This is a genomic window from Vibrio jasicida 090810c (genome assembly GCF_002887615.1).
In the GTDB taxonomy this organism is placed as follows: domain Bacteria; phylum Pseudomonadota; class Gammaproteobacteria; order Enterobacterales; family Vibrionaceae; genus Vibrio; species Vibrio jasicida.
In genome coordinates this window covers 946,190-971,676 of record NZ_CP025792.1, presented here as the reverse complement: position 1 = coordinate 971,676, position 25,487 = coordinate 946,190, and the positions used below count along the sequence as shown (strand labels likewise).

18 protein-coding genes are annotated in these 25,487 nt (G+C 46.0%); 7 read left to right on the top strand and 11 right to left on the bottom strand.

Features of this window, described 5'->3' with window-relative positions:
• Position 1: 1 nt before the first annotated feature.
• The 3 genes from C1S73_RS04560 (at position 2) to C1S73_RS04550 (ending at position 3,522) form a co-directional block, all read left to right on the top strand.
• Complete coding sequence (locus tag C1S73_RS04560; protein WP_038866985.1) at positions 2-718, top strand: FadR/GntR family transcriptional regulator; 717 nt, start codon at positions 2-4, stop codon at positions 716-718.
• Between the two features lie 183 nt (positions 719-901).
• A complete protein-coding gene (locus C1S73_RS04555; RefSeq protein WP_038866988.1) occupies positions 902-2,191 on the top strand; it encodes an MATE family efflux transporter in 1,290 nt (429 codons plus the stop codon).
• A 260-nt stretch (positions 2,192-2,451) separates the two neighbouring features.
• Positions 2,452-3,522 (top strand): polysaccharide lyase family 7 protein, encoded by a 1,071-nt coding sequence (locus tag C1S73_RS04550; protein ID WP_038866990.1) that lies wholly within the window; start codon positions 2,452-2,454, stop codon positions 3,520-3,522.
• 472 nt (positions 3,523-3,994) lie between these two features.
• On the opposite strand, the gene C1S73_RS04540 is transcribed toward C1S73_RS04550, so the two are convergent.
• The gene (locus C1S73_RS04540) at positions 3,995-6,160 is read right to left on the bottom strand and encodes a heparinase II/III domain-containing protein (RefSeq protein WP_038866991.1); all 2,166 of its coding nucleotides are present in this window, start codon (positions 6,158-6,160) and stop codon (positions 3,995-3,997) included.
• A gap of 2 nt (positions 6,161-6,162) precedes the next feature.
• Positions 6,163-8,328 carry a heparinase II/III domain-containing protein gene (locus C1S73_RS04535; protein ID WP_038866994.1) on the bottom strand — a complete coding sequence of 722 codons (2,166 nt, stop codon included), beginning with the start codon at positions 8,326-8,328 and terminating at the stop codon, positions 6,163-6,165.
• A 421-nt stretch (positions 8,329-8,749) separates the two neighbouring features.
• Between C1S73_RS04535 and C1S73_RS04530 the strand changes: the two genes are divergently transcribed.
• The 4 genes from C1S73_RS04530 to C1S73_RS04515 all read left to right on the top strand — a co-directional run bounded on the left by C1S73_RS04530 (position 8,750) and on the right by C1S73_RS04515 (position 13,128).
• Positions 8,750-9,085, top strand: coding sequence for a cupin domain-containing protein (locus tag C1S73_RS04530; protein ID WP_005450851.1), 336 nt, complete (start codon positions 8,750-8,752; stop codon positions 9,083-9,085).
• A 34-nt stretch (positions 9,086-9,119) separates the two neighbouring features.
• A complete protein-coding gene (kdgK, locus tag C1S73_RS04525; RefSeq protein ID WP_038866996.1) occupies positions 9,120-10,052 on the top strand; it encodes a 2-dehydro-3-deoxygluconokinase in 933 nt (310 codons plus the stop codon).
• Between the two features lie 78 nt (positions 10,053-10,130).
• The gene (locus tag C1S73_RS04520) at positions 10,131-10,754 is read left to right on the top strand and encodes a bifunctional 4-hydroxy-2-oxoglutarate aldolase/2-dehydro-3-deoxy-phosphogluconate aldolase (RefSeq protein WP_005388506.1); all 624 of its coding nucleotides are present in this window, start codon (positions 10,131-10,133) and stop codon (positions 10,752-10,754) included.
• Between the two features lie 616 nt (positions 10,755-11,370).
• Positions 11,371-13,128: a sodium:solute symporter family protein gene (locus tag C1S73_RS04515; protein WP_038866999.1), complete on the top strand. Its 1,758-nt coding sequence runs from the start codon at positions 11,371-11,373 to the stop codon at positions 13,126-13,128.
• 276 nt (positions 13,129-13,404) lie between these two features.
• On the opposite strand, the gene C1S73_RS28095 is transcribed toward C1S73_RS04515, so the two are convergent.
• The 9 genes from C1S73_RS28095 to kduD all read right to left on the bottom strand — a co-directional run bounded on the left by C1S73_RS28095 (position 13,405) and on the right by kduD (position 25,351).
• Positions 13,405-13,506 carry an alpha/beta hydrolase gene (locus C1S73_RS28095; protein WP_227740522.1) on the bottom strand — a complete coding sequence of 34 codons (102 nt, stop codon included), beginning with the start codon at positions 13,504-13,506 and terminating at the stop codon, positions 13,405-13,407.
• A gap of 678 nt (positions 13,507-14,184) precedes the next feature.
• A complete protein-coding gene (locus tag C1S73_RS04510; RefSeq protein ID WP_038867000.1) occupies positions 14,185-15,063 on the bottom strand; it encodes an NAD(P)-dependent oxidoreductase in 879 nt (292 codons plus the stop codon).
• 369 nt (positions 15,064-15,432) lie between these two features.
• Positions 15,433-17,613 (bottom strand): catalase/peroxidase HPI, encoded by a 2,181-nt coding sequence (katG, locus tag C1S73_RS04505; RefSeq protein ID WP_038867001.1) that lies wholly within the window; start codon positions 17,611-17,613, stop codon positions 15,433-15,435.
• Between the two features lie 230 nt (positions 17,614-17,843).
• Entirely contained in the window at positions 17,844-19,880 is a 2,037-nt protein-coding gene (locus C1S73_RS04500; protein WP_038867002.1) for a heparinase II/III domain-containing protein, read from the bottom strand.
• 5 nt (positions 19,881-19,885) lie between these two features.
• Complete coding sequence (gene uxaC / locus C1S73_RS04495; RefSeq protein WP_038867003.1) at positions 19,886-21,316, bottom strand: glucuronate isomerase; 1,431 nt, start codon at positions 21,314-21,316, stop codon at positions 19,886-19,888.
• A gap of 129 nt (positions 21,317-21,445) precedes the next feature.
• The gene (locus C1S73_RS04490; RefSeq protein WP_038867005.1) at positions 21,446-23,212 is read right to left on the bottom strand and encodes a sodium:solute symporter family protein; all 1,767 of its coding nucleotides are present in this window, start codon (positions 23,210-23,212) and stop codon (positions 21,446-21,448) included.
• Positions 23,213-23,588: 376 nt separating this feature from the next.
• On the bottom strand, positions 23,589-24,230 hold the full coding sequence (locus tag C1S73_RS04480; protein WP_038867008.1) for an RpiB/LacA/LacB family sugar-phosphate isomerase: 642 nt from the start codon (positions 24,228-24,230) through the stop codon (positions 23,589-23,591).
• A gap of 28 nt (positions 24,231-24,258) precedes the next feature.
• Complete coding sequence (locus C1S73_RS04475) at positions 24,259-24,579, bottom strand: cupin domain-containing protein (protein ID WP_009705706.1); 321 nt, start codon at positions 24,577-24,579, stop codon at positions 24,259-24,261.
• A 10-nt stretch (positions 24,580-24,589) separates the two neighbouring features.
• Positions 24,590-25,351, bottom strand: coding sequence for a 2-dehydro-3-deoxy-D-gluconate 5-dehydrogenase KduD (gene kduD, locus C1S73_RS04470; RefSeq protein ID WP_009705707.1), 762 nt, complete (start codon positions 25,349-25,351; stop codon positions 24,590-24,592).
• Between the last annotated feature and the right edge of the window lie 136 nt (positions 25,352-25,487).

Here is a 25,487-nt window from a genome sequence, read left to right as displayed (position 1 = left end):
AATGGCAAAGTTTTCTCTTGTGGAGGATTCACACCGCAAGATCCATGTGCAAGTTGCCAGACAAATCGCCCGCAAAATACTGTCAGGTGAGCTAAACCAAAATGAAAAGCTACCCAATGAGATGGATCTCTGTGACGCGTTTGGCGTGAGTCGTACAGCATTACGCGAGTCAACCAAACTGCTATCAGCAAAAGGGCTAATCGAGTCAAAGCCGAAGGTGGGGACGACCATTCGTGCTCGCAACCACTGGCATTTTCTCGATCCTCAACTCTTGGAATGGATTCAGGACTTAGAAGATACCGAGCCGTTTCTGGCTCAGTTTTTGGGGTTGCGTAAAGCGATTGAACCAGAGGCTTGTGCCTTAGCGGCGAATAACGCAACAGCAGAGCAACGTAAAGAGTTGTCGGTTATTTTTCAGCGTATGACCATGGCAGCCAATCGTTTCGATTATGACGATTGGACGGTCAACGACCACCTGTTCCACCAGACAATATTCCTTGCAACAGGCAATCAATTCTACATTCCGTTTAGCAATATCTTGTCGACCATCTTCAAGCAGTTTATCGATCATTCCGCTGAAGGCGGTCGATTCTGTATTGAAGAGCATCGCGCGATTTACGATGCGATTATGGCGGGGAATGGAGACCAAGCTCGTATCTCGTCGCATACATTGCTTAACGACGAAAACCAAAAACTGGCTCAGGTCGTCAACGGTTGATGAATCAACGTGTATTTGGCTTTGCTCTAACGGTGAAAGGATAGGGCAAGGCCAACGTTTAGCGGCAATTGCGTCTTTGCTAGTTGCGCTTATGACAACCCCGAAAGGTCTACCATGTCTTCCCAACCCTATATAAGAAAAAATCTGTCCCTTGCTTGGCCGTTGGCCTTGAACGCATTATTAATGCAGTCGATGTTAATGATCGACACCTTCCTTGTCTCACCACTCGGTGAAGTTTCCCTTGCCGCCATGGGTATTGCCACCACCATTGTTTCCTTTGTTTTAGGTATCCAAATGGCATTGGCGAACGGCTCACAGTTGGTACTTAGTCGTGCAGTTGGATCTGGGCAACACCCATCCTTGAACAAAGGCTTCTGGGCGGGCTTAATTATCAACGTTTTGGTCGCGGTTGTGTTTTGGACACTGATTACCGCCTTCGACAAAGCGTTGATCAGTAAGTTAACCGACAATGTTGCTCTTTATGCAGAGACCGAACGTTACCTCGCTGTCGCCAAGTTCATCATCATCTTCAACGCGATTACCCAAGTCATGATCGCCTTGTTTAATGCCCTTGGCCGAACCAAAGTGCCGTTCAAAGGTTACTTGATTGAGCTGCCAGTCAACATGGCAATGTCGTACGTGTTGATTCATGGCTTTGCTGGTTTTGAGGGTATTGGTGTGCAAGGCGCGGCAGCGGGCAGCTTAATCGCCATCACCATTCGATTGCTGTACTTGACCCTGTGTATTCGATGGGATGATTCCATCGTCTTGTCAATTAAGAACCTAGATGCCTCACTGAAAGCCAACACGCTGAATCACTTTAAAGAGATTTTCCCCGTTGCAGCAAACGTGACGATGTTGCAAACCGGCGCGACTATCTACATGTTGTTGTATTCACAGCTTACATTGAACGCCTACGTAGCGATGACCATCGTGATGCCTTGGATCAAAGCAGGGACTCAGTTCATCACTGCGTGGGCACACTCGTCGGCGATCACGATCAGCCAAGCGATTGGTTCACGACAAATGGATGAACTGCGTAAGAATGTTGATATCAGCATCGATATGGCTGTGATGATCTCATTTGTCTCGGCGGCGTTCTTCTTAGCCTTAAGTTTTGTCCTACCGGATTTATACCCAGACCTAGACCCAAGTACCTACGTTGCCCTTGCTTCCATCGCACCGTTATACGTCTTTCTGCCGATTGTTCGTGGCTATAATACGGTACACGGCCATGTGTTGCGTGCGTTGGGCAAGACCACAGAAGTCTTCAAGATCAACTTCACTGGCCAGTGGATAGTGTCCATCCCATTGTGTGCATTAGTCATTCTGCATTGGGATCTCTCTTTCTTTTGGGCGTTCGCCGTTATGCCATTTGAAGAAATAGTGAAAGCACTGCCATTTAGGCACTTGGCGCGTAAATCACTCAACGAGTTTGATCTTAAGAAAGCTGAGAAGCTTATGTATGATTAATTTGTCGTTTTTATTTTGATTTTTCGTCTAGTAAAGAGCCCTCAATGATGAGGGCTTTTTTGCCGCTATAGTTTACTGCTGAGTGTTTGGTTTAAATAACCTGCTTTTATCTATCACTTTTTCTTAAAGTTTGATCCAAGTAGAACTTGAAGTGATCAAACTGTGAGCGATTTTACACACCCGAATTTCCGTTCGGTTTAATCTCTGGATTAATAATTAATATGTACGACAATAATACATAAATAAGGAAATCCAAATCCATGTGTAATAGCAAAAGACTGAACAAGAATCTCCTCGCTGCCGCCTTACTGACTACGTTACCAATGACCGCTTTGGCCCATAATCAGACACCTCATCCAGTGCCTGCGGATAAGTTCGATATGATGAACTGGAAGATCACCTTGCCAATGGACAAAGACAACAACGGTCGAGCGGATGAAATCGAAGGCGTGGCGATGCTCAGTTACTCACATCACCAATTTTTCTTCTTAGATGAAAACGACAATATGGTCTTTGAAGTGCCGAACATGGCCGTGACAACAAAGGGTTCTACAAACGCGCGTTCTGAGCTCCGTCAAATGGGGCGAGGCACTGATGTCGATATCAGTGTGAAAGCACCAGAAAACAACTGGGCGATTGCCGCGCACCCTCAAGCGGAATCATTCAGCGCAGTAGGAGGAACATTAGAAGCGACGTTAAAAGTAAACCACGTTGCTACGCGCTCTAAGAATCCAGAAAAATACCCAGCGTATTCCGTCGTGGTAGGGCAGATTCATGCAGGCAAAGATCCGGCTCAGTTAGAGGCGAACACAGGGTTTGGACACGGCAATGAACCACTAAAAATCTTCTACAAGAAATGGCCTAACCATAAGATGGGATCGGTGTTCTGGACGTACGAACGCAACCTAGCGAAAGCGGATCCTGATCGCACAGACATCGCTTATCCAGTATGGGGTAATACATGGGAAAACAACGCCGAGCCGGGAGATAAAGGCATCGCACTTGGCGAAGAGTTCAGTTACAGCGTTAAAGTCGAAGGCAACATTATGCAGCTTGCATTCGAAGCCGAAGGCCACCCAACCGTGAAGTATGAACTCGACTTGAGCAATAACGTCGACGCTTATGGAAAAGTGGATAAGAAAGACTTCGCGAAAGGTTATGCGAACGAGTGGTTCTACTTTAAAGCGGGCGCTTACGGACAATGCAGCGTGAAAACTGGTGATAACTTCTGGGCGACAGGTTGTGAAGGAACGGGAGATTTCGAGACGGATAAGAAGTACGGCGATTACAGCAGCGCCACCTTTTCTGAGTTGAAGCTAAACGGCAAGTAAGATATCGCTTTAACGTCCCTAATCATTGGATTCCAATGGTTGGGGATTTTTTATGCCTCCAACAAAACATGTACAAACGATTTGATTGGTATTGATAAAACGAAGAGGGGGCTGTTGATGGAAGTAAACGAAAAAAAGCCGAACATGACGTCCGGCTTTGGATTAGTTCCCGATTTTTACATTAATTTTTAGTGACCAGGGTCTGTTGACCTTTCGTGATGATTTTTGCAGCAGTTTGTAGGTGCTTTATACAAGGCAGAGGCGTTGATATGTAGTTGTTCTACCTGATAAGCCGATAACGCAGTAGAAAGCACCTACAAACGCTACCCAAAGGGTTCGGCTAAAAGCGTTTTACTCTTTGTTGAGTCAATTTTACTTAGAACCACTAGGCTTCAATCGACTCGCCGCGATTAAAACGCTTTTATCTCGAACAAAATTTAACCACGAAAGATAAACAGACCCTATCTAAAGATTAAATTTGTGCGAATGCGCCTTCCCAAGTGTAAGTCACACCGTCGAACTCAACGCGATGTGCCGCGTTCTGTTTGTCTTCGTCTAGGTTGCAGATAGCGAAGTGGTAAGCGTTGCCTGTTGTGGTTTGCAGACGAATCACGGTACCCACTTCGTTGTTGCCAACGACGGTTACTGACTCTACTAGACCACGAGCGCCAACCGATGCTTCGATAGACTCGTTGAAGTAACCGTGTGTCTCTAGTACAGAGGCAAACACGTGGTTCTGACCAGATTGACGTAGGATCAGTGCTGGTTCGCTCTTCAAGTTGAAGTCTGGATCATTTGCGCCTGTGCGAGTGAAGAACACTTTGCCGCCGTTCGTTGCGCTTGTGATTAGCGAGTAGTAGCTGTTGTCGTGCAACCAGCTTACAAGCGAGCTGTTTTGAACTTGGCCTGAACCTACATTCCATAGGTGTTGGTAACCGTTGTCTTCGCCCATTGGACGCAGCGTGCTTTCTACATCGTATTCAAAATCCGTACGGATGATTTGACCAGAGTGGTGCACTGGCAGGTCGTATTGGTGCTCTTGATCTGCTTCGATGCGGTAAACATCAATCACAAGTGGTTTTTCGAATTCTGGCAATTCAGCAAGAATGATGCTGCGTTGCATGTTTACGCCGTTGTAGTAACCAGAAATACGACCGCTCATGCCTTGCAGTTTTTCATCGTCCGCTTTGAAGAAATGCTTAGAACCGTATTTTGATTCCGCTAGAGCCGTGTCGAAGTTGTTTTGTGTCTTTTGGTCAACTGTTACTGTGTTGTGCGCGACTGTCTGCTTACAGTAAGACTTGTTCTCTGGGATGTAACGACCGCCAAATTTAGGCTCAACGTTTACCCAGCGACCAAAGCCGTAATCGTGCAGCACTTCATGACCGCGGTTAAACACACTCAGGTGCAGACCATCGTAGTGACCGTGGTCTAGTGCAGAGTGGTACTGGTGATCGCTGCCGTGTTGACCAAACCAGATAAGCGCCATGGTGTCGTCGTCTTGCTCGTCACGGTGACGAAGAATGCTTACGCCGCCTTTTTCGCCTTCTGGGCCGTCTGTTACGAATAGGCTACCCCAGTTGAACGGTTTGATGTTGTCTGTTGTTGCAACTGCGTCAGACAATGTCTTGCCTGAGATATGAACCCAAACATCTTGCTGGTGGTCAGCCATGCCAAGTAGTGTTTCAGTTTGTTCGTAACGGTGGTAACACACAGACGTGGCCATGATTACGCCTTCATCGTTGATCGAAATCGTCTTCGATGAATCGTTCAATGCTGGCAAAGTACCATCTGGGAATGCCGTCTTAAATACTGCGTAAGACGTGGTCTTGATTACCGAGTCGTTGAACTCGTAAATACCAAGCTCAGGCTGGCGACGTTCAATCGCTTCTGCGAATAGGTAGATTGGACGCAGCGAGAAACGGTGGTAGTAAGGACCTTCCATGTAGTAGCCATCTGGCGAGAACAGTTGGTCTAGCTGAGCGAGGAAGCCGCCGCTAACTTTGTCCAGCTTCAAGCCGTAAAGCGCTTTGTCTACCGCTTCTTGGTCGTTAATTGCGTAACCACAGATACCTACTGCTGCTACTGCCCACAAACCGTGGTTGTGTACGATGTCGAAGTCGTGACCGTAAGTGACTACGAACAGCTCAATCATTTGTTTGAACAGGTCGTTTTCAATCAGTGTCTTTTGCTCTTCTTCCAACGTATGGTAAATGCAGCTGTACGCACAAGACGCGTATAGCATCCACATGTTCTCGTTCAGAGTTTGGTGGAAGATCTTACCCGGAGGGTTAGAGTCACGGCTGGTGTTGCTCTCTAGCGTCGGGTATACCTTCGCGTAAGCCGTTAGCATGTCCACGATGTAATCGCGGTACTTCTGTTCGCCAGTGATAAGGAATAGGCGACCCGCTAGATCAATGTGGATGTAGTTTTGCTTGTGACGGTTATGCTCGTAACCGCCGCCTTCGCCGTGACCTGGAACTTCAATACCCACCTCGGCCATGTAAGCGTCAGTTTGTTTGATGTCACGTGCTAATGCATTTCCTAATAGGCTATCCGTGCCAAGTGCTTTGCTTAGTTCTGCCGCTTCTTCAAAGTTCATTAATAGCGGTTGGTAAGACTGGGTTTGGTAGCTCATTATTATTTCTCCTGCCCGAATGCGTTCACTTCTAGAGAGTAGAAGCCATTCCAGCTGTAGGTTTTACCGTTCATTTCTACTTGGTGTGGGGTTTGGTCGTCAGCGCCTAACACATTGCTGATCATCACAGTAACCAGTGATTTCTCAGTCGTGATTTCTACGATGCTGCCAACGGCGTTGTAACCCACGACGCGGATATCTTTCACCTGACCACGTGCATTCACCGACTGCTCAAACTCTTCGTTGAAGTAGCCGTGTGTTTCTAGCACAGAAGCAAATAGCGTCGATTCGCCCTTGCTGCGCAGAATGAATGCTGGTTCGCTACGTAGGTTAAAGCTTGGGTCATTAGCGCCAGTGCGAGTGAAGATCACTTCATTATCACCGTTTTGTTTCGCGCTGCTGCTAGTGCCTAACCAAGTGTAGTAGGTGTTGTTTTGTAGCCAGCTAACCAACGCCGTATCTTGCGTTTTGCCGCTTGCTACTTTCCAAAGGTGCTGGTAACCGAAGTCATCGCCAAGCGTGCTCAGTTCACCAAAGCTTTGGTAATCGAAGTTAGTACGTACGATTTGACCATCGTATTGATGAGAGTAGTCGTACTGATGCTCGCCTTCACCTTCGATGCGGTAAAGGTCTAGCAGTAGCGGTGCTTCAAGCTCATCTAGGTTAAGCATGAACACACTGCGTTGCATGTCTGTATTCGGGTAATGGTCGCTCGCAAACGCACTCATACCGTTGATCTCAGTGCCTTCTACTTTGAAGAAGTGAGGCAAACCATGCACCGAATCAGCGCGGTCTACATCGAAACCATTCTGACATTGCTCATCAATCGTTACCGCGTTGTGCGCGATAGTTTGACGTGCGTACGATTTGTTTTCGTCTAGGTAACGACCGCCGAATTTAGGCTCTACGTTTACCCAGCGACAGAAGCCGTATTCACGCAGTACTTCTTGACCACGGTTGAAGAAGGTAATGCCAAGCGTATCGAAGTTACCATGTCCCATGCCGTGTTGACCGTAGTTCATCACAAGCTGTGACACATCACCGGTTTTATCCTGCATACGGATAAAGCCTTGTGCTCCGTTGTTACCAGTTGGACCTTCGTTAAGTTCCACACTTGGCCAGAAAGGCATACCGATTTCACGGTCTGCGATGGCTTTATCGTAAGCTTGAGAAAGCTCAAGACCACAAGGGTGCATCCAAACGGCGTTTTGAATCTTCGCCATGCCTAGGATGTTGTCATCCAAGCCGTAGTGCTTGCTGTAAACACTCACTGCAACTTGAACACCCATGTCGGTAATGCTCATGGTACGAGATGCATCGTTTAGGGCAGGGAACTCACCATTCGGGTAAGCCGTTGCCAGCATCGCTTGTACTGTGTTGCCAATCACTTTGTTTTTGTAGTTGTAGATGTCTACTTCAGGCATGTGACGGTGTACTACTTCTGCAAATACACAAGTTGGACGAATCGCATAACGATGGTAGTACGGACCTTCCATGTAGTAACCAGAAGGGGCGAACAACTGTGAGATTTGCGCTAGGAAGCCACCGGTATCATCACGATCTTGACCGTATACCGACATCTCTAGATATTCAGGTTTGCCAATGGCTAGACCACAGATACCAACAGCCGCAACTGCCCAGATACCGTGGTTGTGAATACGGTCGAAATCGTGCGCGTATTTCACTGTGAACATGTCTAGCATTGGTTCGAAAATGCGCTCAACAACAGCTGTGCGCTCTTCTTCTGTCATCACTGATGCCACGCAAGAGTAAGCAAGGCTAGTAAACATTAACCAACAGTGTTCATTAAGGATCTGGTGGAAAAGACGACCTGTTGGGTTAGTGTTTTTCTGTACGTGGAAATCAAAAGTGAGGTACTTCTCTGCGTAAATAGCGAGAAGATCTTTAACGAACTGCGCGTACTTTTCTTCTTGAGTGATCAAGAACAAACGACCCGCTAAATTCATGTAGGTATAGTTTTGTTTGTGGCGGTTGTGCTCGTAGCCACCCGCTTCGCCGTGACCTGGTACGTCTAAAGGCAGACGCATAAAGGCTTCAAGTTCCTTGCGATTCGCTTCAATGGATTTACCCATTAAGCTCGGCTTTCCGACTTCCTTTCTTAGTAGTTCGACTTCTGCTTCAGTCAACAAAATCGGTTGTGTAGTCATTTCTTTACCACCCTCAGATGAAGTGTGTTGTTTTCTTAAACTTTCTATAAAGTAATACAATATTAAGTTTGGGTGTAGTTTTTGTGGCAAAAAGGGAGAGTGAAATCACGCGAATTTAGTTAACTTATTGATTTATATAGCTGTGGTAATCCTTGTTGTGACTGATGTTTCGGCGTTATCAATCGTTAAGTGGAATACTTTAACGAGCACCGTTTGATGAATATCACATATTTTTAGATATATTGTATGACAATTAAAATAGATCGGATATGCTCGTTACCAATTCGACAGCAGACCCTTTCGCTGCGCGTTTCACTTTTATCAATACGACGCTTTTTTAAGAGAACCTTTTAATAAAAGCATGGTTAAGAATGAAGTGCCGTAGGGTTCGCTTTAATAGAGACTTTTTAGGAGTATGACGATGAATTCTTTCTTTGTATTAGATGAGAACCCGTGGGAAGAGCTAGGCGGTGGTATCAAACGTAAAATTGTTGCTTACACAGATGACCTAATGGCGGTTCACCTATGTTTTGATAAAGGTGCGATTGGCGCTCCGCATACTCACGAAATCCACGATCAAATCGGTTACGTAGTACGTGGCAGCTTTGAAGCGGAAATCGAAGGCGAGAAGAAAGTACTAAAAGAAGGCGACGCATACTTTGCTCGTAAGCACATGATGCACGGTGCGGTTGCACTAGAGCAAGACAGCATTCTTCTAGATATCTTCAACCCAGCTCGTGAAGACTTCTTAAAATAATCTATAGCGCAACCTCAGTTGCTAAGGTGACAACATGAAATCATTAAACATCGCGGTCATTGGCGAATGTATGGTTGAGCTACAGAAGAAGGAAGGTCAGCTAAAGCAGTCATTCGGTGGTGATACGTTGAATACCGCACTGTATTTATCTCGTTTGACCAAAGCTCACGATATTAAAACCAGCTATGTAACGGCTTTGGGTAACGATCCTTTTAGCCAAGAAATGCTATCAGCATGGCAAGAAGAGGGCATCGATACTAGTCTGGTTCTTTCTGTTAAAGAAAAGCAACCAGGTATCTACTATATCGAAACCGATGAAACTGGCGAACGTTACTTCCACTACTGGCGTAACGAAGCGGCCGCTAAGTTCCTATTCGAACAAAACGAGTCTCCGCTATTAGTCGACAAACTTTACTCGTACGATGCGGTTTACTTAAGCGGTATTACATTAGCGATCCTTACTGAAGAAGGTAAGACGCAACTGTTTGGCTTCCTTGAGCGCTTCAAGGCACAAGGTGGTAAGGTTATTTTCGATAACAACTACCGCCCTAAATTGTGGGAAAGCCGCGAGAATGCTATGTCTTGGTACCTTAAGATCCTTAAGCACACAGATATCGCACTGCTCACATTTGAAGATGAGCAAATGCTTTACGGTGATGAGCATTTAGAACAATGCTTTGAGAGAACCTCTGCACTGGGCGTGGATGAAATCATCATCAAACGTGGCAGCAAAGATTGCTTGGTTGTGGCGAATGGCGAAGCGCAATACGTGGCGCCAAACAAAGTCGACAACGTGATTGATACAACAGCGGCAGGTGATTCTTTCAGTGCAGGCTTCTTAGCGAAGCGTTTGACTGGCGGCAATGCAGCTGAATCGGCTTACTCTGGCCACTGTATGGCTGGCGCGGTAATTCAACATAAAGGTGCCATCATTCCACGTGAAGTGATGCCAGATCTTCCTTTGTAATTCTTTTGCGGAGCGTTGAGTAATCGGCGCTCCGCAGTGATTTATTGAACTCAAGTTAACGACGACGAGTACACTCTTATGACGACATTAAACGAACAATTAGCAAACCTAAAAGTAATTCCTGTTATTGCCATCAACAAAGCAGAAGATGCGATTCCTCTAGGCCGCACTTTGGTTGAAAACGGTATGCCTTGCGCAGAAATCACGTTCCGCACAGAGTGTGCTGCAGAAGCGATTCGTGCGATGCGCGCTGAGTTCCCAGAAATGCTGATCGGTGCAGGTACGATCCTAACTAACGAGCAAGTTGACCAAGCGATCGAAGCTGGTGTGGACTTTATCGTAAGCCCAGGTTTTAACCCTCGCACGGTTCAATACTGCCTAGACAAAGGCGTGGCTATCGTACCTGGCGTAAACAACCCAAGCCTAGTTGAGCAAGCGATGGAAATGGGTCTGCGTACACTTAAGTTCTTCCCTGCTGAGCCATCTGGCGGCGTAGGTATGCTTAAAGCATTAACGGCGGTTTACCCAGTGAAATTCATGCCAACAGGTGGCGTGAGCCTAGGTAACGTAGACGAGTATTTGTCTATCCCTTCAGTGCTGGCATGTGGCGGTACTTGGATGGTGCCAACAAAACTTATTGATGAAGGTAAGTGGGATGAACTAGGTACACTGGTTCGCGACGCAGTAGCTCACGTAGCATAAGTGTCGTAACACCCCGATAAAACTAGCGAATAGAATATAGAGCGAGCCTTAGGGCTCGCTTTTTTTGTTTGAAATAGGCGAAATAAAGAAACCAGAAAAGAGACTTCCTATTCAGTCGTTCCTCCTTCTAGGAAATGGCGGGGAGGGCTAGGGAGGAAAAATGAGAATTGAGGTATTGGGTTAGGGAGGTGGAAATGGAAAGCGCTGAACTTCCTAGCGTCATCCTCGAGAGCGACGAAGGAGCGAGTCGGGGATCTTGCTTGTTACATTCATCTAAATCCCACTTTCTATCCAATTCCTTCGAAACATCTCATTACGTTTCCCTCAAAGAAATACCACGCATTTTTGATCTTCAGACAAAGCATGAAGAAGAAAAATATTCCATACTTTAATGAATTTGCAATAGATTATTTGTATTACAATATAATTACTTGTTGAGTGGTGGTTATTCTGACTTTGAATGCCAGTATCCCTATAAAGTAAAGGCTTTGTCGCCAATTTTTCAATGAAATAACTTATGTTCCAGATCACAATTAAAGCTTATTGTAGTACAAATAAAATAATGAACAGAGTAGTCTAGGCGTTAGAAAATGATCAAACTTGAAAGGCTGAAAAAATGACTATTGATACTCTTGTTGTTCTTGCCTACTTCTTCTTCTTAGTTGCAATTGGTTGGATGTTCCGTAAGTTCACTACCTCAACCAGTGACTACTTCCGAGGGGGCGGTAAGATGTTATGGTGGATGGTAGGTGCTACCGCCTTCATGACGCAATTTTCAGCATGGACGTTTACAGGTGCCGCAGGACGCGCGTTCAACGACGGTTTCGTTGTTGTAATCCTATTCTTAGCCAACGCATTTGGCTACTTCATGAACTACCTCTACTTTGCTCCAAAGTTCCGCCAACTACGTGTAGTGACGGCGATTGAAGCAATTCGTCAACGTTTCGGTAAGACTTCAGAGCAGTTCTTCACTTGGGCTGGTATGCCAGACAGCTTGATCTCAGCCGGTATTTGGTTGAATGGTCTTGCGATTTTCGTGGCAGCGGTCTTCAACATTCCTATGGAAGCGACCATCATCGTTACGGGTTTAGTGCTAATGCTAATGGCGGTAACGGGCGGCTCTTGGGCGGTTGTTGCATCTGACTTTATGCAGATGTTGGTTATCATGGCAGTGACGATCACTTGTGCGGTGGCGGCATACTTCCACGGTGGCGGTATTGGCAACATCGTGTCTAACTTCCACGGCGACTTCATGCTGGGTAACAACCTGAACTACGTCAGTATCTTTATCCTTTGGGTAGTGTTCATCTTTGTTAAACAGTTCGGGGTAATGAACAACAGCATCAACGCTTACCGTTACCTATGTGCAAAAGACAGTGAAAACGCACGTAAAGCAGCAGGTCTTGCATGTGTGCTGATGATTGTTGGTCCTATCATTTGGTTCCTACCACCTTGGTACGTTGCGGCATTTATGCCTGATTTCGCAGAGCAATACGGCTCAGTAGGTGGTGATGCAGCTTACCTAGCATTCGTACAAAACGTAATGCCAGCGGGTATGGTGGGTCTTCTGATGTCAGCAATGTTTGCGGCGACCATGTCTTCAATGGACTCTGGTCTTAACCGTAACGCGGGTATCTTCGTGATGAACTTCTACAGCCCGATTGTGCGTCCACAAGCGTCACAAAAAGAGCTGGTTATCGTGAGTAAAGCAACGACTATCGTGATGGGTTTCATCATCATTGGTATCGGTCTATTCATTAACTCACTACGTCACTTGAGCCTATTCGATATCGTACTGAACGTGGGCGCATTGATTGGCTTCCCAATGTTGATTCCTGTACTACTTGGTATGTGGATTCGTAAGACGCCGGACTGGGCTGGTTGGGCAACACTGGTTGTTGGTGGCTTTGTTTCTTACATCTTCGGTATCTCACTACAAGCAGAAGACGTGGAGCGCCTATTCGGTCTAGAGCAAGCGTTTACAGCACGTGAGTGGGCTGACCTGAAAGTTGGCTTGAGCCTAGCAGCACACGTTGTCTTCACTGGTGGATTCTTCCTACTGACAACACGTTTCTACAAAGGCTTATCGCCTGAACGTGAGAAAGAAGTGGATCAATTGTTCGAAAACTGGAACACGCCTCTTGTGGCTGACAGCGAAGAGCAGCAGAACCTAGATACAAAACAGCGCGGCATGCTTGGTAAGCTTATCAGCGTAGCGGGCTTCGGTATCCTAGCGATGGCTCTGATTCCAAACGAACCATCAGGTCGACTACTGTTTATCTTGTGTGGTGCGATTGTTCTCTCGGTGGGTGTTCTATTGGTGAACGCAGCACGAGGGCCTAAAAGCCCAAAGTTAGCTAACGCGAAAAGCTAAGTCCCACTTAACTCACTCTTTCTAATAAAAATCCCACGGTGTCATCACTGTGGGATTTTTTCTATTTGTCGGCTTGCCTCTCTACACAGATCCTGCTTTTTGATTCTTTGCCCAATTCGCCCAGTTGTCATTAGACATTGGGAAGTACTTCATTTCAAATCAGTAGTAATGGGGAATGCTCGGTTTGGTTTGAAACCGCAGTGATGCCGCGTCTTGCTGAACCACTTACTTCAGAAAGTTGAGAGAAGCTATGAATGGCCCCAAGTAACGTTCCCTTCAGACTTCGACACCATAAGAGAGCATGAGTTTGTAGAGCTGTTCGCCTTCGTTACGTAGCGGATCAAACTCAGCGGTGATGATCGTGTCTGGGTAGTTCACCGAAGTCACTGCTTAAAAGGTTAAGATCCTGTTTGGTTGTGGTTCTGAATTTTCCGTGTGTGTATAAATCGAAACCAGAAAGACGCATCTTGGCGGTAATACCACAGTCGGGCCCGTTTTCTGCGTCGCTTTGTGAGAGGCCTTAGGAGCTAAAATTGGGTGGATAATTTGTTGGCTCGGCAACCAATGTCGCAAGTACTTGAGCCAAGCGTTGTCGCTAACGCCAATTGGCCTAAAGCGCAGCACGACTTGTTTGGTATAGCCACCATATTTATGGTCATCTTCTTTCATGCCAAGCCCGCCTGATAAACATCATCATGTGCCCTAGGATAGGTATGTTCAGGTGCCGCTGATATTTAATGCAGATAACAATTGCATTGGAAAGAAGGGCGGCTTGTAAATTTTAACTTCAATGCTATTCCTCACATCTAGGCATTTGCTGCGAAATGTTGGCTCTCGCCTGTTAAAACATTAGCGCCAATATAACCCGTTCGGCGACGGCTTGTTTTTAAAGGCTGGGCTTACGATTTGTTTGGAATGCGTCGACTAGCTTTTTGATGCCACCGTTAGAGCGCAGAAAAATAAAGAATGGAAGAATGGAAGAATGGAAGAAGAAGAACAAAAAAAGCCTTGCTACTAGGTGAGCAAGGCTTAGAAAATTTGGTTTAGAAAGGGTTATTAACCTTCTAGTTCAGCAAAGTAGTCAAAGATAACTGGAACGTCGTTTTGACCAAGGCCTTGGTCTACCGCTGCTTGAAGGCTCTTAGAAGTACCTTCAGCAATAAGAGACTCAGTACCTAGATCTTTAACCATTTCTAGGAAGTAACCTAGATCTTTGTTTGCGTTTGCGATTGAGAAACCTAGCTTCTCTTCGCCGTCTACAGCGTAGAACTTACAGAACTGCATAAATGGTGAGTTTGATGGACCTGCAGACATGATGTCGAATAGCTGTTGGCCATCAACGCCAGCACGCTTAGCAACAGCGAACGCCTGAGACATAGTTGCTACTGTTGTCATGCCCATGAAGTTGTTCACGAGCTTAGTTACGTGACCAGAACCAAGAGCACCAAGGTGGAATACGTTTTCGCCTTGTTCATCAAGCACTGGCTTAACTTTGTTGAACGTTTCGATGTCGCCAGCAGCCATGATGTTTAGTAGACCATCTTTCGCGTGAGCTGGAGTACGGCCAAGAGGCGCATCAATCATGCCTGCGCCTTTCGCAGCAAGATCAGTACCGATCTTACGAGTCGAAGCTGGGATAGAAGTACCGAAGTCGATCAAAGTCGCGCCTTCTTTGATACCCGCTAGAATACCTTCTTCACCGTAAACGATCTTTTCTACAACTTCAGAAGTCGTTAGACACAGCATTACGATGTCACTTGCTTCAGCAAGTTCTTTAGGTGTGTTTGCCGCTTTAGCGCCGCGAGCAACACAAGCTGCCACAGCGTCTTTATTCAAATCCATTACGTTTAATTCGTAACCACGGTTTTGTAGGTTCTCAACCATGTTTCCACCCATCAGACCAAGGCCGATGAAACCAATGACAGGTTTTGTCATATCAGACTCCAAATATCGTATTGTATGATTATATGGCTTTATCTTAAGTCCTCAGTTGGATTTTGCAATCGGAAAATGCAATGAATAAGGTTTTATCGATGTTTTTTGGCAAAAGTGAGAGGTTGGTTTGGCTATTGGCTCGATTTTTCTTGGTTTCTAGCGGGTTTTAGTGTCTCAAATAATAAGTGTATCTATGCCAAATATAACCAAGAGATTCGCTTTAACTACGCAAATGTTTGTTCAGTGAATAATGTTAATTGTATTACAATTTATCTAGGGGGAGAGGAAGGAATCAGTGACAGTTAGGATGAAAAAATAAGAGCTGAGGTCATCAGCTCTTTTGGAAGATAATGGATAAAAGCGCGCTCTTTATAAGTCGAAGCGATCGTTGTTCATCACTTTCACCCAAGCTGTGACAAAGTCTTGGACAAACTTCTCTTTGTTGTCGTCCTGAGCGTAAACTTCAGCGTAAGAGCGTAGTACCGAGTTAGAGCCGAATACTAAGTCGACACGTGACGCAGTCCATTTGGTTTGGCCAGAAGCGCGTTCGCGGATTTCATACTCGTTGTCACCGGTTGGATGCCATGTGTAGCTCATATCAGTGAGGTTAACGAAGAAATCGTTGGTCAGTGCGCCGACGTTATCGGTGAATACACCTTGGCTTGTACCACCATAATTGGTGCCAAGAACACGCATACCACCAATGAGCACCGTCATCTCGACAGCGGTCAGTTGCATCAATTGGCTTCTTTCCAATAAGAGCTCTTCAGCCGTTACGATGTAATCGGATTTCAGCCAGTTGCGGAAGCCATCGTGAATTGGTTCAAGCACATCGAACGAATCGGAATCGGTCATAGTGTCCGTTGCATCTCCACGTCCTTGGCTAAATGGCACGGAGATATTCATACCTGCGTTGGATGCCGCTTTCTCGATACCTACGCCACCCGCCAGCACAATCAAATCCGCCATGCTAATTGGCGAGTTGTGTGTGGTGCGAATATCGTCGAGCACGCTCAATACTCTCTGCAATCTTTCTGGCTCGTTACCCACCCAATCTTTTTGCGGAGCAAGACGAAGTCGTGCGCCATTAGCACCACCGCGACGGTCAGAACCACGGTAAGTACGAGCGCTGTCCCATGCGGTAGAAACCAGCTCAGCAATGCTCAATTCGCTATTGAGAATCGCCATCTTGAGCGCGTCGATGTTCTCTTCAGATAGGTGGTAAGAGACAGGTGGCACGGGATCTTGCCAAATCAAATCTTCTGCTGGCACATCAGGGCCGAGGTAACGAGATTTAGGGCCTAAATCGCGGTGAGTCAGTTTAAACCAAGCGCGAGCGAAACAATCTTCGAAGTACTTAGGATCATCACGGAAACGCTCTGCAATCTTGCGGTATTCCGGATCAAACTTAAGCGCCATATCCGCGTCGGTCATCATTGGGTTACGACGGATGCTTGGGTCTTCCACATCCACCGGCATGTCTTCTTCTTTGATGTTCACCGGCTCCCACTGAGCAGCACCCGCTGGGCTCTTAGTAACCCACCAGTCGTAAGTGAACAACAAGTGGAAGTAACCGTTATCCCATTTGGTTGGGTTAGTGGTCCACGCACCTTCCACACCACTGGTGACGGTATCACGTCCTATGCCGCGAGAGGTTTTGTTGAGCCAACCAAAGCCTTGGTCTTCGATTTCTGCGCCTTCGGGTTCAGGGCCGAGTAGGGAAGCATCGCCATTACCATGTGCTTTACCTACCGTGTGACCACCCGCGGTGAGCGCAACGGTTTCTTCATCGTTCATTGCCATACGCGCAAAGGTGACACGCATATCGTGTGCGGTTTTGATTGGGTCAGGTTTGCCATCGACCCCTTCAGGGTTTACGTAAATCAAACCCATCATTACCGCTGCAAGCGGGTTTTCTAGATCGCGTTCACCAGAGTAACGATTGTTCTCGCCGCCACTTGGTTGCAACCACTCTTTTTCTGCGCCCCAGTAGATGTCTTTTTCAGGATGCCAAATGTCTTCACGACCGCCAGCAAAACCAAACGTTTTAAAGCCCATGGATTCATAAGCCATGTTACCAGCAAGAATCATCAAATCGGCCCAAGACAATTTGTTGCCGTATTTTCTTTTGATTGGCCAAAGTAGGCGACGTGCTTTATCTAGGTTGCCGTTATCTGGCCAACTGTTGAGTGGAGAAAAACGTTGATTACCTCGGCTTGCACCACCACGACCATCTGCAATTCTATAAGTACCCGCAGAGTGCCACGCCATACGAATCATCAAGCCACCGTAATGACCCCAGTCTGCTGGCCACCAATCTTGGCTGTCGGTCATCAGATCTTTTAGGTCTTTTTTCACTTCCTCTAAATCGAGAGAGTTAAAAGCATCGGCATAATTAAAATTCGCGCCCATTGGGTCGGTTTTTTGGTCGTGTTGATGAAGAATGTCGAGGTTGAGGGTTTTCGGCCACCAATTGAATTCAGCTGCCTGTTGGTTGGTGTTCGCTCCATGCATGACAGGACATTTGGAGTGATTGTTTTTGTCGCTCATCTCTTGCTCCCTAACTGGGGTTAGTGTTCCCAAAGTTTAGTTACAGGTTGCGTATTTCGCCCTTGCGGTTTTACGTTATATTTCGGGATTTTGTTCAAAAGATGATCAGCGTCATTCTTCAAGCGTCTGCTTATAACGCGCGCTTATTTGCAATTGGAAGGTCATGTATAGAAAGGAATATTTAAAGAGACAAGGCCAGCATTTAGCTAGCCTTGTTTTGATGGAGATTATTATGACATCTGCTCAAACATGGTGATTCTTGCCGATTTAAAGTCATACATGATTCTGGTGCAGTTGATGTGTTCACTGCCGTTCGTGTTCGATAGAACGAAGTAGATACTTTCCTCACCCCAAGTTACGTCATTGACGTTGTAGTTACTCTGTTCCGAAAGATCATGAAGCACTAAGGTATTCAACTTGTGCCCATGAGAGCGAACCAAGGAATAAGCGAGATCGGACGTTGCTGGATTGTCTGGTGCATTACCAATGAGCACTTCAACAGGTGAGTCAGCGTAGATGTGTTGACGAAATTCTGTTTGACCCTCTATTTCATAATTAAGAGAGAATGCCGTGTTTGGTTCGCTCATCTGTGTATTCGTCATCCGTGCTAAAGCTCCGGATAGTGGGTTCGTAATTGGCTCCCAAGCCCCGTTTTCTAGTTGAAGAAGATGTTCACCTCGAACGTGATAAGTCAGATCCAATTGTTGGTTGTGTGGGTTAAGAATCGTATTTAGCTCAATGGCGACATCATCAAGCCAAATGAAGGCACGACGGAACACTACATCTTGATACGCCTCTTTGTCCCATTGCACGATAGTATGGCTATCGACACTGGCTTCTGGGTGTGACCAATCCACAACGGCATCGATGGTGGTGTAATTCTCAGTTTGTGTAAAACCCAGTAATTGCGGGTGGATTGGGGATTGGTTTTGCTGATTCACCACCAGTGTATTGTGTGTTGCGGTGTTTTTGTAATAGCCGTAATGCAGTTCTGCACCATAACCTGTCGTGCCTAAATCTGGCAAAATCTCTTTGCCATTACGCGTTAGGATAAAGCCGAGTCGGTCATAATGGTCGTGCTCACCGCCATACGGTGCGTGCTTGTACAACAGAGCATTATTCAATGTTTGATGATGGGCAATGGTCAAGCCAACTGCTTCGCTATGTGTTGAGTAACAAAGTAACGGGCTAACTTGAGGAAGTTCATCCACGCCATAGAGCAAAGCGTTGATGTTATCGCGACTGATGTTTTGATAGATGCTGGCTAAGGCACGAGCAAATTCTTCACACGGTGTTTGCTTGTAGGCAAATTCAAACAAGTGAGCATGAGTGAGCTTTTCTTGTCCTGCAATACAATCGTTCAAGCGAGGGAAATCACCGGTGTTCATTACCAACTGTAGCGGGAATTTCAGTAACTTTAAGTAGTTAGGATTCGAGCTGACAGAGTATGGGGTTTGATGTGCCATTTTCTCGAAATTCAGCAAGGCTTGTAACGCGTAGTAGTGATAGTGGATCGAGCCTTCAAACCACATGCCTTCTCCGATACAACCATGTTCTAGCTGATAGTGCAGTCCGTATTCGGTGTTGAGTGCGAAATCGAGATAACGTTGTTCATCAAGAATAAGGCCAATCACACCGATGGTCGCGTTTATCTTCATCTCATGGTTATGCAGCTGAGCGGTGCGATGTTCCACCAGAAAATCCGCACCCTCTCGCAGTAATCGCAGTTCGATATAGGCTTGCTGTTCTGGCGTTAGAGCTTGCTTGATGAAGTCATAGCCTCGAGCGAAATCAAGATGACAGTTCGCCTCACACAAGGTTTGTGCATTTGCTTTGCCTGGGCCATTGTATGGTATGCCACCGTGTACCTCGTAGTCTGGGTAGTATTTTGCATACTGGAGCAGTATTTGTTTCACTTTCTCTAGATAACGGTCTTCATTGGTCAGATGCCACAGTAGTCCCAAGTCATAACACGCCTTGGCGTTTAACCCATTTAACCAGCGCCACCATGCACCGTCGTACGGCTCATCAGTAAATGTTTTGCCATCAACAGGGCAGCAATGAGACGTTGGCTTATTTCGATCCCAAGTCAGTCTCACCCCATGTTCAGGGCAATAATAGAATAGGTTCCAAGTCGCGCGTCCGTCTTCAGGAACTAGGACTTCGTGATTAAGTACAATTTGGTTATCTTCAATAAGCGCTTTGATGACAGAAGGCGTTGCGCGATGACGAATGTTCTCCATTTCTTTGTTTGAAAATTGCAGCATGGCGATTACCCCTCTAAGCCTTGATCAGAATTGAAGCGAAAGTAGCGTTTGGCGTTGTAGTAACAAATGTTCTCTATGGTTTGTTTGAGTAATGGTTCGTCGTTAGGTATTTCTCCTTCCTCGACCCATTTTGCTAAGAGGTTGCACAATACTCGGCGAAAATATTCATGTCGGCTAAAAGAGAAGACATTGCGAGAGTCTGTCAGCATGCCGATAAAACGTCCGAGCGCACCGAGATTTTTGAGTGTTGTCAGTTGAGATTCCATGCCGTCTTTATGATCGTTAAACCACCATGCCGCACCAAATTGAATCTTCCCTGCGACAGTATCGCTGTCCTGAAACGCACCCGCCATGCAGCTTAGTACTGGGTTGTCGTTAGGGTTGAGATTAAAGAGTACCGTATTAGGCAAACACGAACTTCGATCCAGTTCACTCAGTAACTGGGAAAGGGCATGGGCATACGATTCACTGTTAATGACGCTAAATCCGGTTCCTCCACCAAGTTGCGCTTTGCGTCTCTCATTGACGTTCATCAAAACGCCTATGTGAAGTTGCATGCTCCAGCCGAGTTGGTAGTAACGTTGGCCTAGCTCGAAAAACAATCTGGATGTCAGTTGAACAAGTGCCGTTTGGGTAATCGCTTGGTTTTGTAGAAGCTGTTGGAAGATGAGTTCTGCTTGCTCTTCACTGCATGGTTCAAAGCTTACGCTTGGTAAGCCCAAATCAGATAAACGACAACCCACTTCATGAAAGGCATCTAGCCTTGTTTGGATTGCACAAAGATAATCTTGGTAAGTGCCAATTGAGGTAGCGGTTAGCTTCGATAAGTGTGTGAGTAGCGCATGAAACTTGTCGGTTTGGTTGAAACAAAACAACTCGTCAGCACGGAACGTCGGTAACACTTGCACCTTAAAGTCAGATTCTTTCAGGGCGAGATGGTGCTCTAGGTTGGATAAAGGCGAATCCGTGGTACACAAGGTTTCGACGTTTAATTGTTCCAGCACATCACGAGTACTGTTGTTTCCTTGTTTGAATTGCTGGTGGCTTAACCCCCAGATGTCTTGTTGATTGTCTGGATTGAGTAATAAGTCACAATCAAAGAAACGTTTTAACTCCAGATGAGACCATTGATAAAGAGGATTGCCAATCAAGTAAGGCACGGCTTCGCACCATTTGGCGAACTTTTCTGTGTCCGTTGCATCACCAGTGATGTAGTGCTCGTCGATTCCGTTACTTCGCATCGCTCTCCACACATAGTGATCGCTATTAAGCCATGCTTGGGTGAGGTTCTCGTGTTTTGTGTCCTGCCAAATGTCTTTTGCTTCAAGGTGATTGTGAAAGTCTATGATCGGCATCGGTGCGGCAAAGCGATGATACAGATCCTGAGCAAGTGGGCTGGAGAGAAGAAAATTATCGTGAATGTAAGCTTGATTCATGGTTCTTACCTCAAAAGTATTCAGCGAGTCACTCTGCAAAAAATGACTGACTCAAGACTTATCTGTTGTTCGTTGTGAATGTAGGAGGCTCAACCCTTCGAGCCTCCAAGGTCTGAATTCAAACGAGAATTAGTGTTGTAATCGTGTCGACAGTAATTCAGTTTTCTTGGCGCTCTTAAGAAGCAAGGCACCAACGGTAAGAACAACGCCACCACAGAATAGGAAGGCCATGCATCCCCAGAATGGATTTGGAATCAACACCATGGCGATAACCAAAGTACCAAACACCAAGATCAGTTTGCCAAGCATGCTTCGTTGTTGACGATCCACTTCATCTTGCCCCTCAGCTTCCACCACTGGTGTATCAACATCCGTCCAAAATTCCGAAAGCTCTTTTGCGCGCGCTTCTTGAGGTGCCTTGTAGAACTTAGTAGTTAAGCAGAAGAAGCCACCTGTAATCAGTAGATGACCGATGATGCCATTCATGACAATCAGGTCAGACGCTTCACGACTGGTGAAGCCATTTTCAAGATTTAGCATGTTAGCGATAACGTCTGGAGTGATTACAAAACTCACGAGATAAGAGACCACCATACCAACAGCAAGCGTTGCCCATGCAGCCCAATCCGGTGTTTTCTTGATGAACATGCCGAAGAATAACGGCACCAAGATCGGCATTTGAAGTAGGGTACTCACGTACATCATTGCGTCGAATAAGCTCAAACCACGCAATGAATTGATGAACAATGCGACCATGATGATCAGTACACCAAACACAATGGTGACCGCTTGGCTGACACGCATAAGCTGACGTTCGGACGCATCTTTATTGATGATTGGGTTGTAGAAGTTACGAACGAAAACACCTGCATTTCGGTTAAGGCCTGAATCCATTGAAGACATGGTGGCTGCAAACACGGCAGACATAAGTAGGCCAACCATGCCGACAGGCATCACACGTTCTACAAACACAAGGTAAACCGCATCTGCTGCTTTTCCGCCAAGCGCATCGACGTGCGCAAGTGCTGCGTCTGGGTAGATAACTGCAGTTACCCAAGGAGGCATAAACCAAATCGCAGGGCCAACAAGCATCAACACAAAGGCAAGCAGAGCCGCTTTACGTGCGTTGATAGAATCTTTTGCAGTAAGAAAACGGTAAGAGTCCTGCATGTTGTTGATGTTTTGCAACTGCTTAACGAACATGAAGATAAACCAAGCGACGAACAGCAATGGGTAGTTCATACCCGGTCCCATGATTGAATCGGTAGGGAACTGCTCGATCAAGTTACTTGGGCCACCGATCTTAATGATCGCCGCTACGGCACACACTACAGTTACGGCCATGATGACAACCATTTGGACAAAGTCTGACGCCACAACGCCCCATGAGCCGCCAATCACAGAAATAAACAGAACGATCAAACCCGTGACAATGATGGTGGTCTCGATGTCAATTTTGAATACCGCACTCACGAACAGCGCCAAGCCATTCAACCAAATACCCGTGTAAACAATGCTGGTTGGCATTGTTGCCCAAGTGAACACTTGCTCGTTCGTTGCACCAAAGCGGCGGCGCACACCCTCTACAGGTGTCACTACTCGCATTTGACGGAAACGGTACGAAAAGAATAACCAAGACAACAAGAAGCCGAACGCATTCGCCATGAAGATCACCATGATCGGAAAGCCGTCAGTAAAGGCCTTGCCTGCTGCACCGGTAAACGTCCACGCACTGAACTGGGTCATAAACGCCGTTGCGCCTACCATCCACCACAACATCTTGCCGCCACCTCTAAAGTAGTCACTGGTTGAGTTACCGGCCAAGCGTTTAAAGATGATCCCGACAGCGATCATAAACACAAAGTAAACGGCGACTACGAGTATATCTATGTTCATTTTTGTACCCCTAGTGATTTTAAAAATAAGGTTTCTGTTTTTTAAAACGTTGGTTTATTATTTAATATGTATGACAAAAGATCGAACAGGAAATACAAAAAATGTGACAAATGAAACGCTATTTCAATTTTGTTATTTAAACAGTAAAGAAATAATTTTTCTTATAGAAATTTGGATTAAGTGATTGAAATGTATTGTTTTAAATTAATTTTTATTGGAGGGGAGATAGGGCGGTGATACGATTTTTTTGGACGGAATTAGAAAAGGAACCACGCTAAGAAAGAGTGATATGTATGATTATATTTTGTGGTTAGATATATGCGTAAAACCGTTGCCGCTTAAAGATGGAAGAAAAGCGACAACGGGATTTAAGACATTAAGCTAAGATTTCGCGTACGAATGCTTCGATCTCCGCATCTTGGCAGTGCTCAAAGAAACATTGCTGGAAACGCACGCCACTTACTGCGGTTTTCACCAGTTCTGGGTCAATGGCTTTTAACGTATCGAGGTAGTTTTCTTTTACGACAGCAAACTTCACATCGTTAAGAATGGCTGCATTTCGCTGCTGTGGTTCTGCTCGCTCTAGTGGATAACCTTGGCCGCGCGCTCCGGTTGTGAATGCTTTCTCGAAAATATAACGAACGTTTAATTCTGCACCCCAGCCATAACCTTTTGCGAACGCAAGCGATAAGGCATTGCCGTTGTTAATTTGATTAAACAAGAATGCATCAGATGGATCTAAGCAGTAGCCACAAACAATGCCTGGATGAATATTCAATGACATCATGGCACCTTGTCCTGTACCGCAGCCAGTCACGATGAAATCCACTGCTTTAGAGTTGATTAAGATGCTCGCCATGATGCCTAGGTGGATGTAAGTCAGGTGATGATCGTTTTCGTCACTCATGCCTACGTTAAATACTGAGTATTCTTGTGAACGAGCCACTTGCTCAAGTTCGTTTAGCACAATCGCGTTTTTACCCGCTTGGCTATTTTCCATCATCAGTGCAATTTTCATGGGTTTCTCCAATAATAATCTTTTAAATTTAGACAAAATCTTTGCGCATAGGCGTGAAGTTATCGAGCAGCACACCTTCGCTTAAACAGGTACAGCCATGAATGATGTTCGGCTGCTTATATAGCGCATCTCCGGCTTTGACGACTTTCGTCTCGTCGCCAATGGTGAATTCAAACTCACCGGAGAGCACATAAGTAATTTGCTCATGAGGGTGACTGTGCAAAGCGCCGACCGCACCTTTGTCGAAATACACTTCGACGCTCATCATGTTGTCACTGTAAGCCAAAACTTTGCGTTTGATACCATCGCCAAGATCTTCCAGTGCAATGTCTTTATTAAATACAAACATCACTTTCTCCTTAACGAGCTAACCAGCCGCCATCGACCGCGATGGTATAGCCGTTCACGTAATCAGAAGCAGACGACGCAAGGAAGACACAAGGCCCAGCCAGATCTTTTGGTGTACCCCAACGCTCTGCGGGGATGCGCTCGACGATTGCTTTATTTCGTTCTTCATCTGCTTGCAGAGCTGCGGTGTTGTTAGTCGCCATATAACCCGGCGCAATTGCATTGACGTTAATACCTTTGCTTGCCCATTCATTCGCCATCAAACGCGTTACGCCCATCACGCCGCTTTTCGATGCCGTGTATGAAGGGACGCGGATACCACCTTGAAATGAAAGCATGGACGCCACGTTAATGATCTTGCCGCCAGTACCTTGAGCAATGAACTGCTTGGCTGCGGCTTGAGACATAAAAAAGACCGATTTGACGTTGATGTCCATCACGTCATCCCAATCTTGCTCACTGAATTCGAGAGCGTCATTGCGACGAATGATGCCAGCGTTGTTTACCAAGATATCGACCTTGCCAAACGCAGTAACAGCTTGATCAATGATGCTTGGAATATCGTCTAGAACCATAAGATTCGCACGTACATCCAAAAAGCGGCGACCAAGCGCTTCGATCTGTTGTTTGGTTTCTGTTGGTTCAGAAATGTTCACGCCGACAATGTCACAGCCTGCGCTAGCCAAACCCAACGCCATACCTTGACCAAGTCCAGTATTACACCCAGTCACAACAGCGACTTTTCCTTCAAGATTGAACGAATCGAGAATCATAATGAGTTCCTTACCATGCAAATTAAGTATTAATGTATGACTTATTGCCATCAGATGAGGTCACTTTATAGAAATGAAATTATGCGATCAACTAAAATGAAAAGGTGTTTTAAAAATTTTATGATGTGAGTCACCT

What these genes read in the sequence shown, in the direction of transcription:
- C1S73_RS04560 (WP_038866985.1), top strand. Translation starts at nt 2, where the DNA reads ATGGCAAAGTTTTCTCTTGTGGAGGATTCACACCGCAAGATCCATGTG.
- C1S73_RS04555 (WP_038866988.1), top strand. Translation starts at nt 902, where the DNA reads ATGCAGTCGATGTTAATGATCGACACCTTCCTTGTCTCACCACTCGGT.
- C1S73_RS04550 (WP_038866990.1), top strand. Translation starts at nt 2,452, where the DNA reads ATGTGTAATAGCAAAAGACTGAACAAGAATCTCCTCGCTGCCGCCTTA.
- C1S73_RS04540 (WP_038866991.1), bottom strand. Translation starts at nt 6,160, where the DNA reads ATGAGCTACCAAACCCAGTCTTACCAACCGCTATTAATGAACTTTGAA.
- C1S73_RS04535 (WP_038866994.1), bottom strand. Translation starts at nt 8,328, where the DNA reads ATGACTACACAACCGATTTTGTTGACTGAAGCAGAAGTCGAACTACTA.
- C1S73_RS04530 (WP_005450851.1), top strand. Translation starts at nt 8,750, where the DNA reads ATGAATTCTTTCTTTGTATTAGATGAGAACCCGTGGGAAGAGCTAGGC.
- kdgK (WP_038866996.1), top strand. Translation starts at nt 9,120, where the DNA reads ATGAAATCATTAAACATCGCGGTCATTGGCGAATGTATGGTTGAGCTA.
- C1S73_RS04520 (WP_005388506.1), top strand. Translation starts at nt 10,131, where the DNA reads ATGACGACATTAAACGAACAATTAGCAAACCTAAAAGTAATTCCTGTT.
- C1S73_RS04515 (WP_038866999.1), top strand. Translation starts at nt 11,371, where the DNA reads ATGACTATTGATACTCTTGTTGTTCTTGCCTACTTCTTCTTCTTAGTT.
- C1S73_RS04510 (WP_038867000.1), bottom strand. Translation starts at nt 15,063, where the DNA reads ATGACAAAACCTGTCATTGGTTTCATCGGCCTTGGTCTGATGGGTGGA.
- katG (WP_038867001.1), bottom strand. Translation starts at nt 17,613, where the DNA reads ATGAGCGACAAAAACAATCACTCCAAATGTCCTGTCATGCATGGAGCG.
- C1S73_RS04500 (WP_038867002.1), bottom strand. Translation starts at nt 19,880, where the DNA reads ATGCTGCAATTTTCAAACAAAGAAATGGAGAACATTCGTCATCGCGCA.
- uxaC (WP_038867003.1), bottom strand. Translation starts at nt 21,316, where the DNA reads ATGAATCAAGCTTACATTCACGATAATTTTCTTCTCTCCAGCCCACTT.
- C1S73_RS04490 (WP_038867005.1), bottom strand. Translation starts at nt 23,212, where the DNA reads ATGAACATAGATATACTCGTAGTCGCCGTTTACTTTGTGTTTATGATC.
- C1S73_RS04480 (WP_038867008.1), bottom strand. Translation starts at nt 24,230, where the DNA reads ATGAAAATTGCACTGATGATGGAAAATAGCCAAGCGGGTAAAAACGCG.
- C1S73_RS04475 (WP_009705706.1), bottom strand. Translation starts at nt 24,579, where the DNA reads ATGTTTGTATTTAATAAAGACATTGCACTGGAAGATCTTGGCGATGGT.
- kduD (WP_009705707.1), bottom strand. Translation starts at nt 25,351, where the DNA reads ATGATTCTCGATTCGTTCAATCTTGAAGGAAAAGTCGCTGTTGTGACT.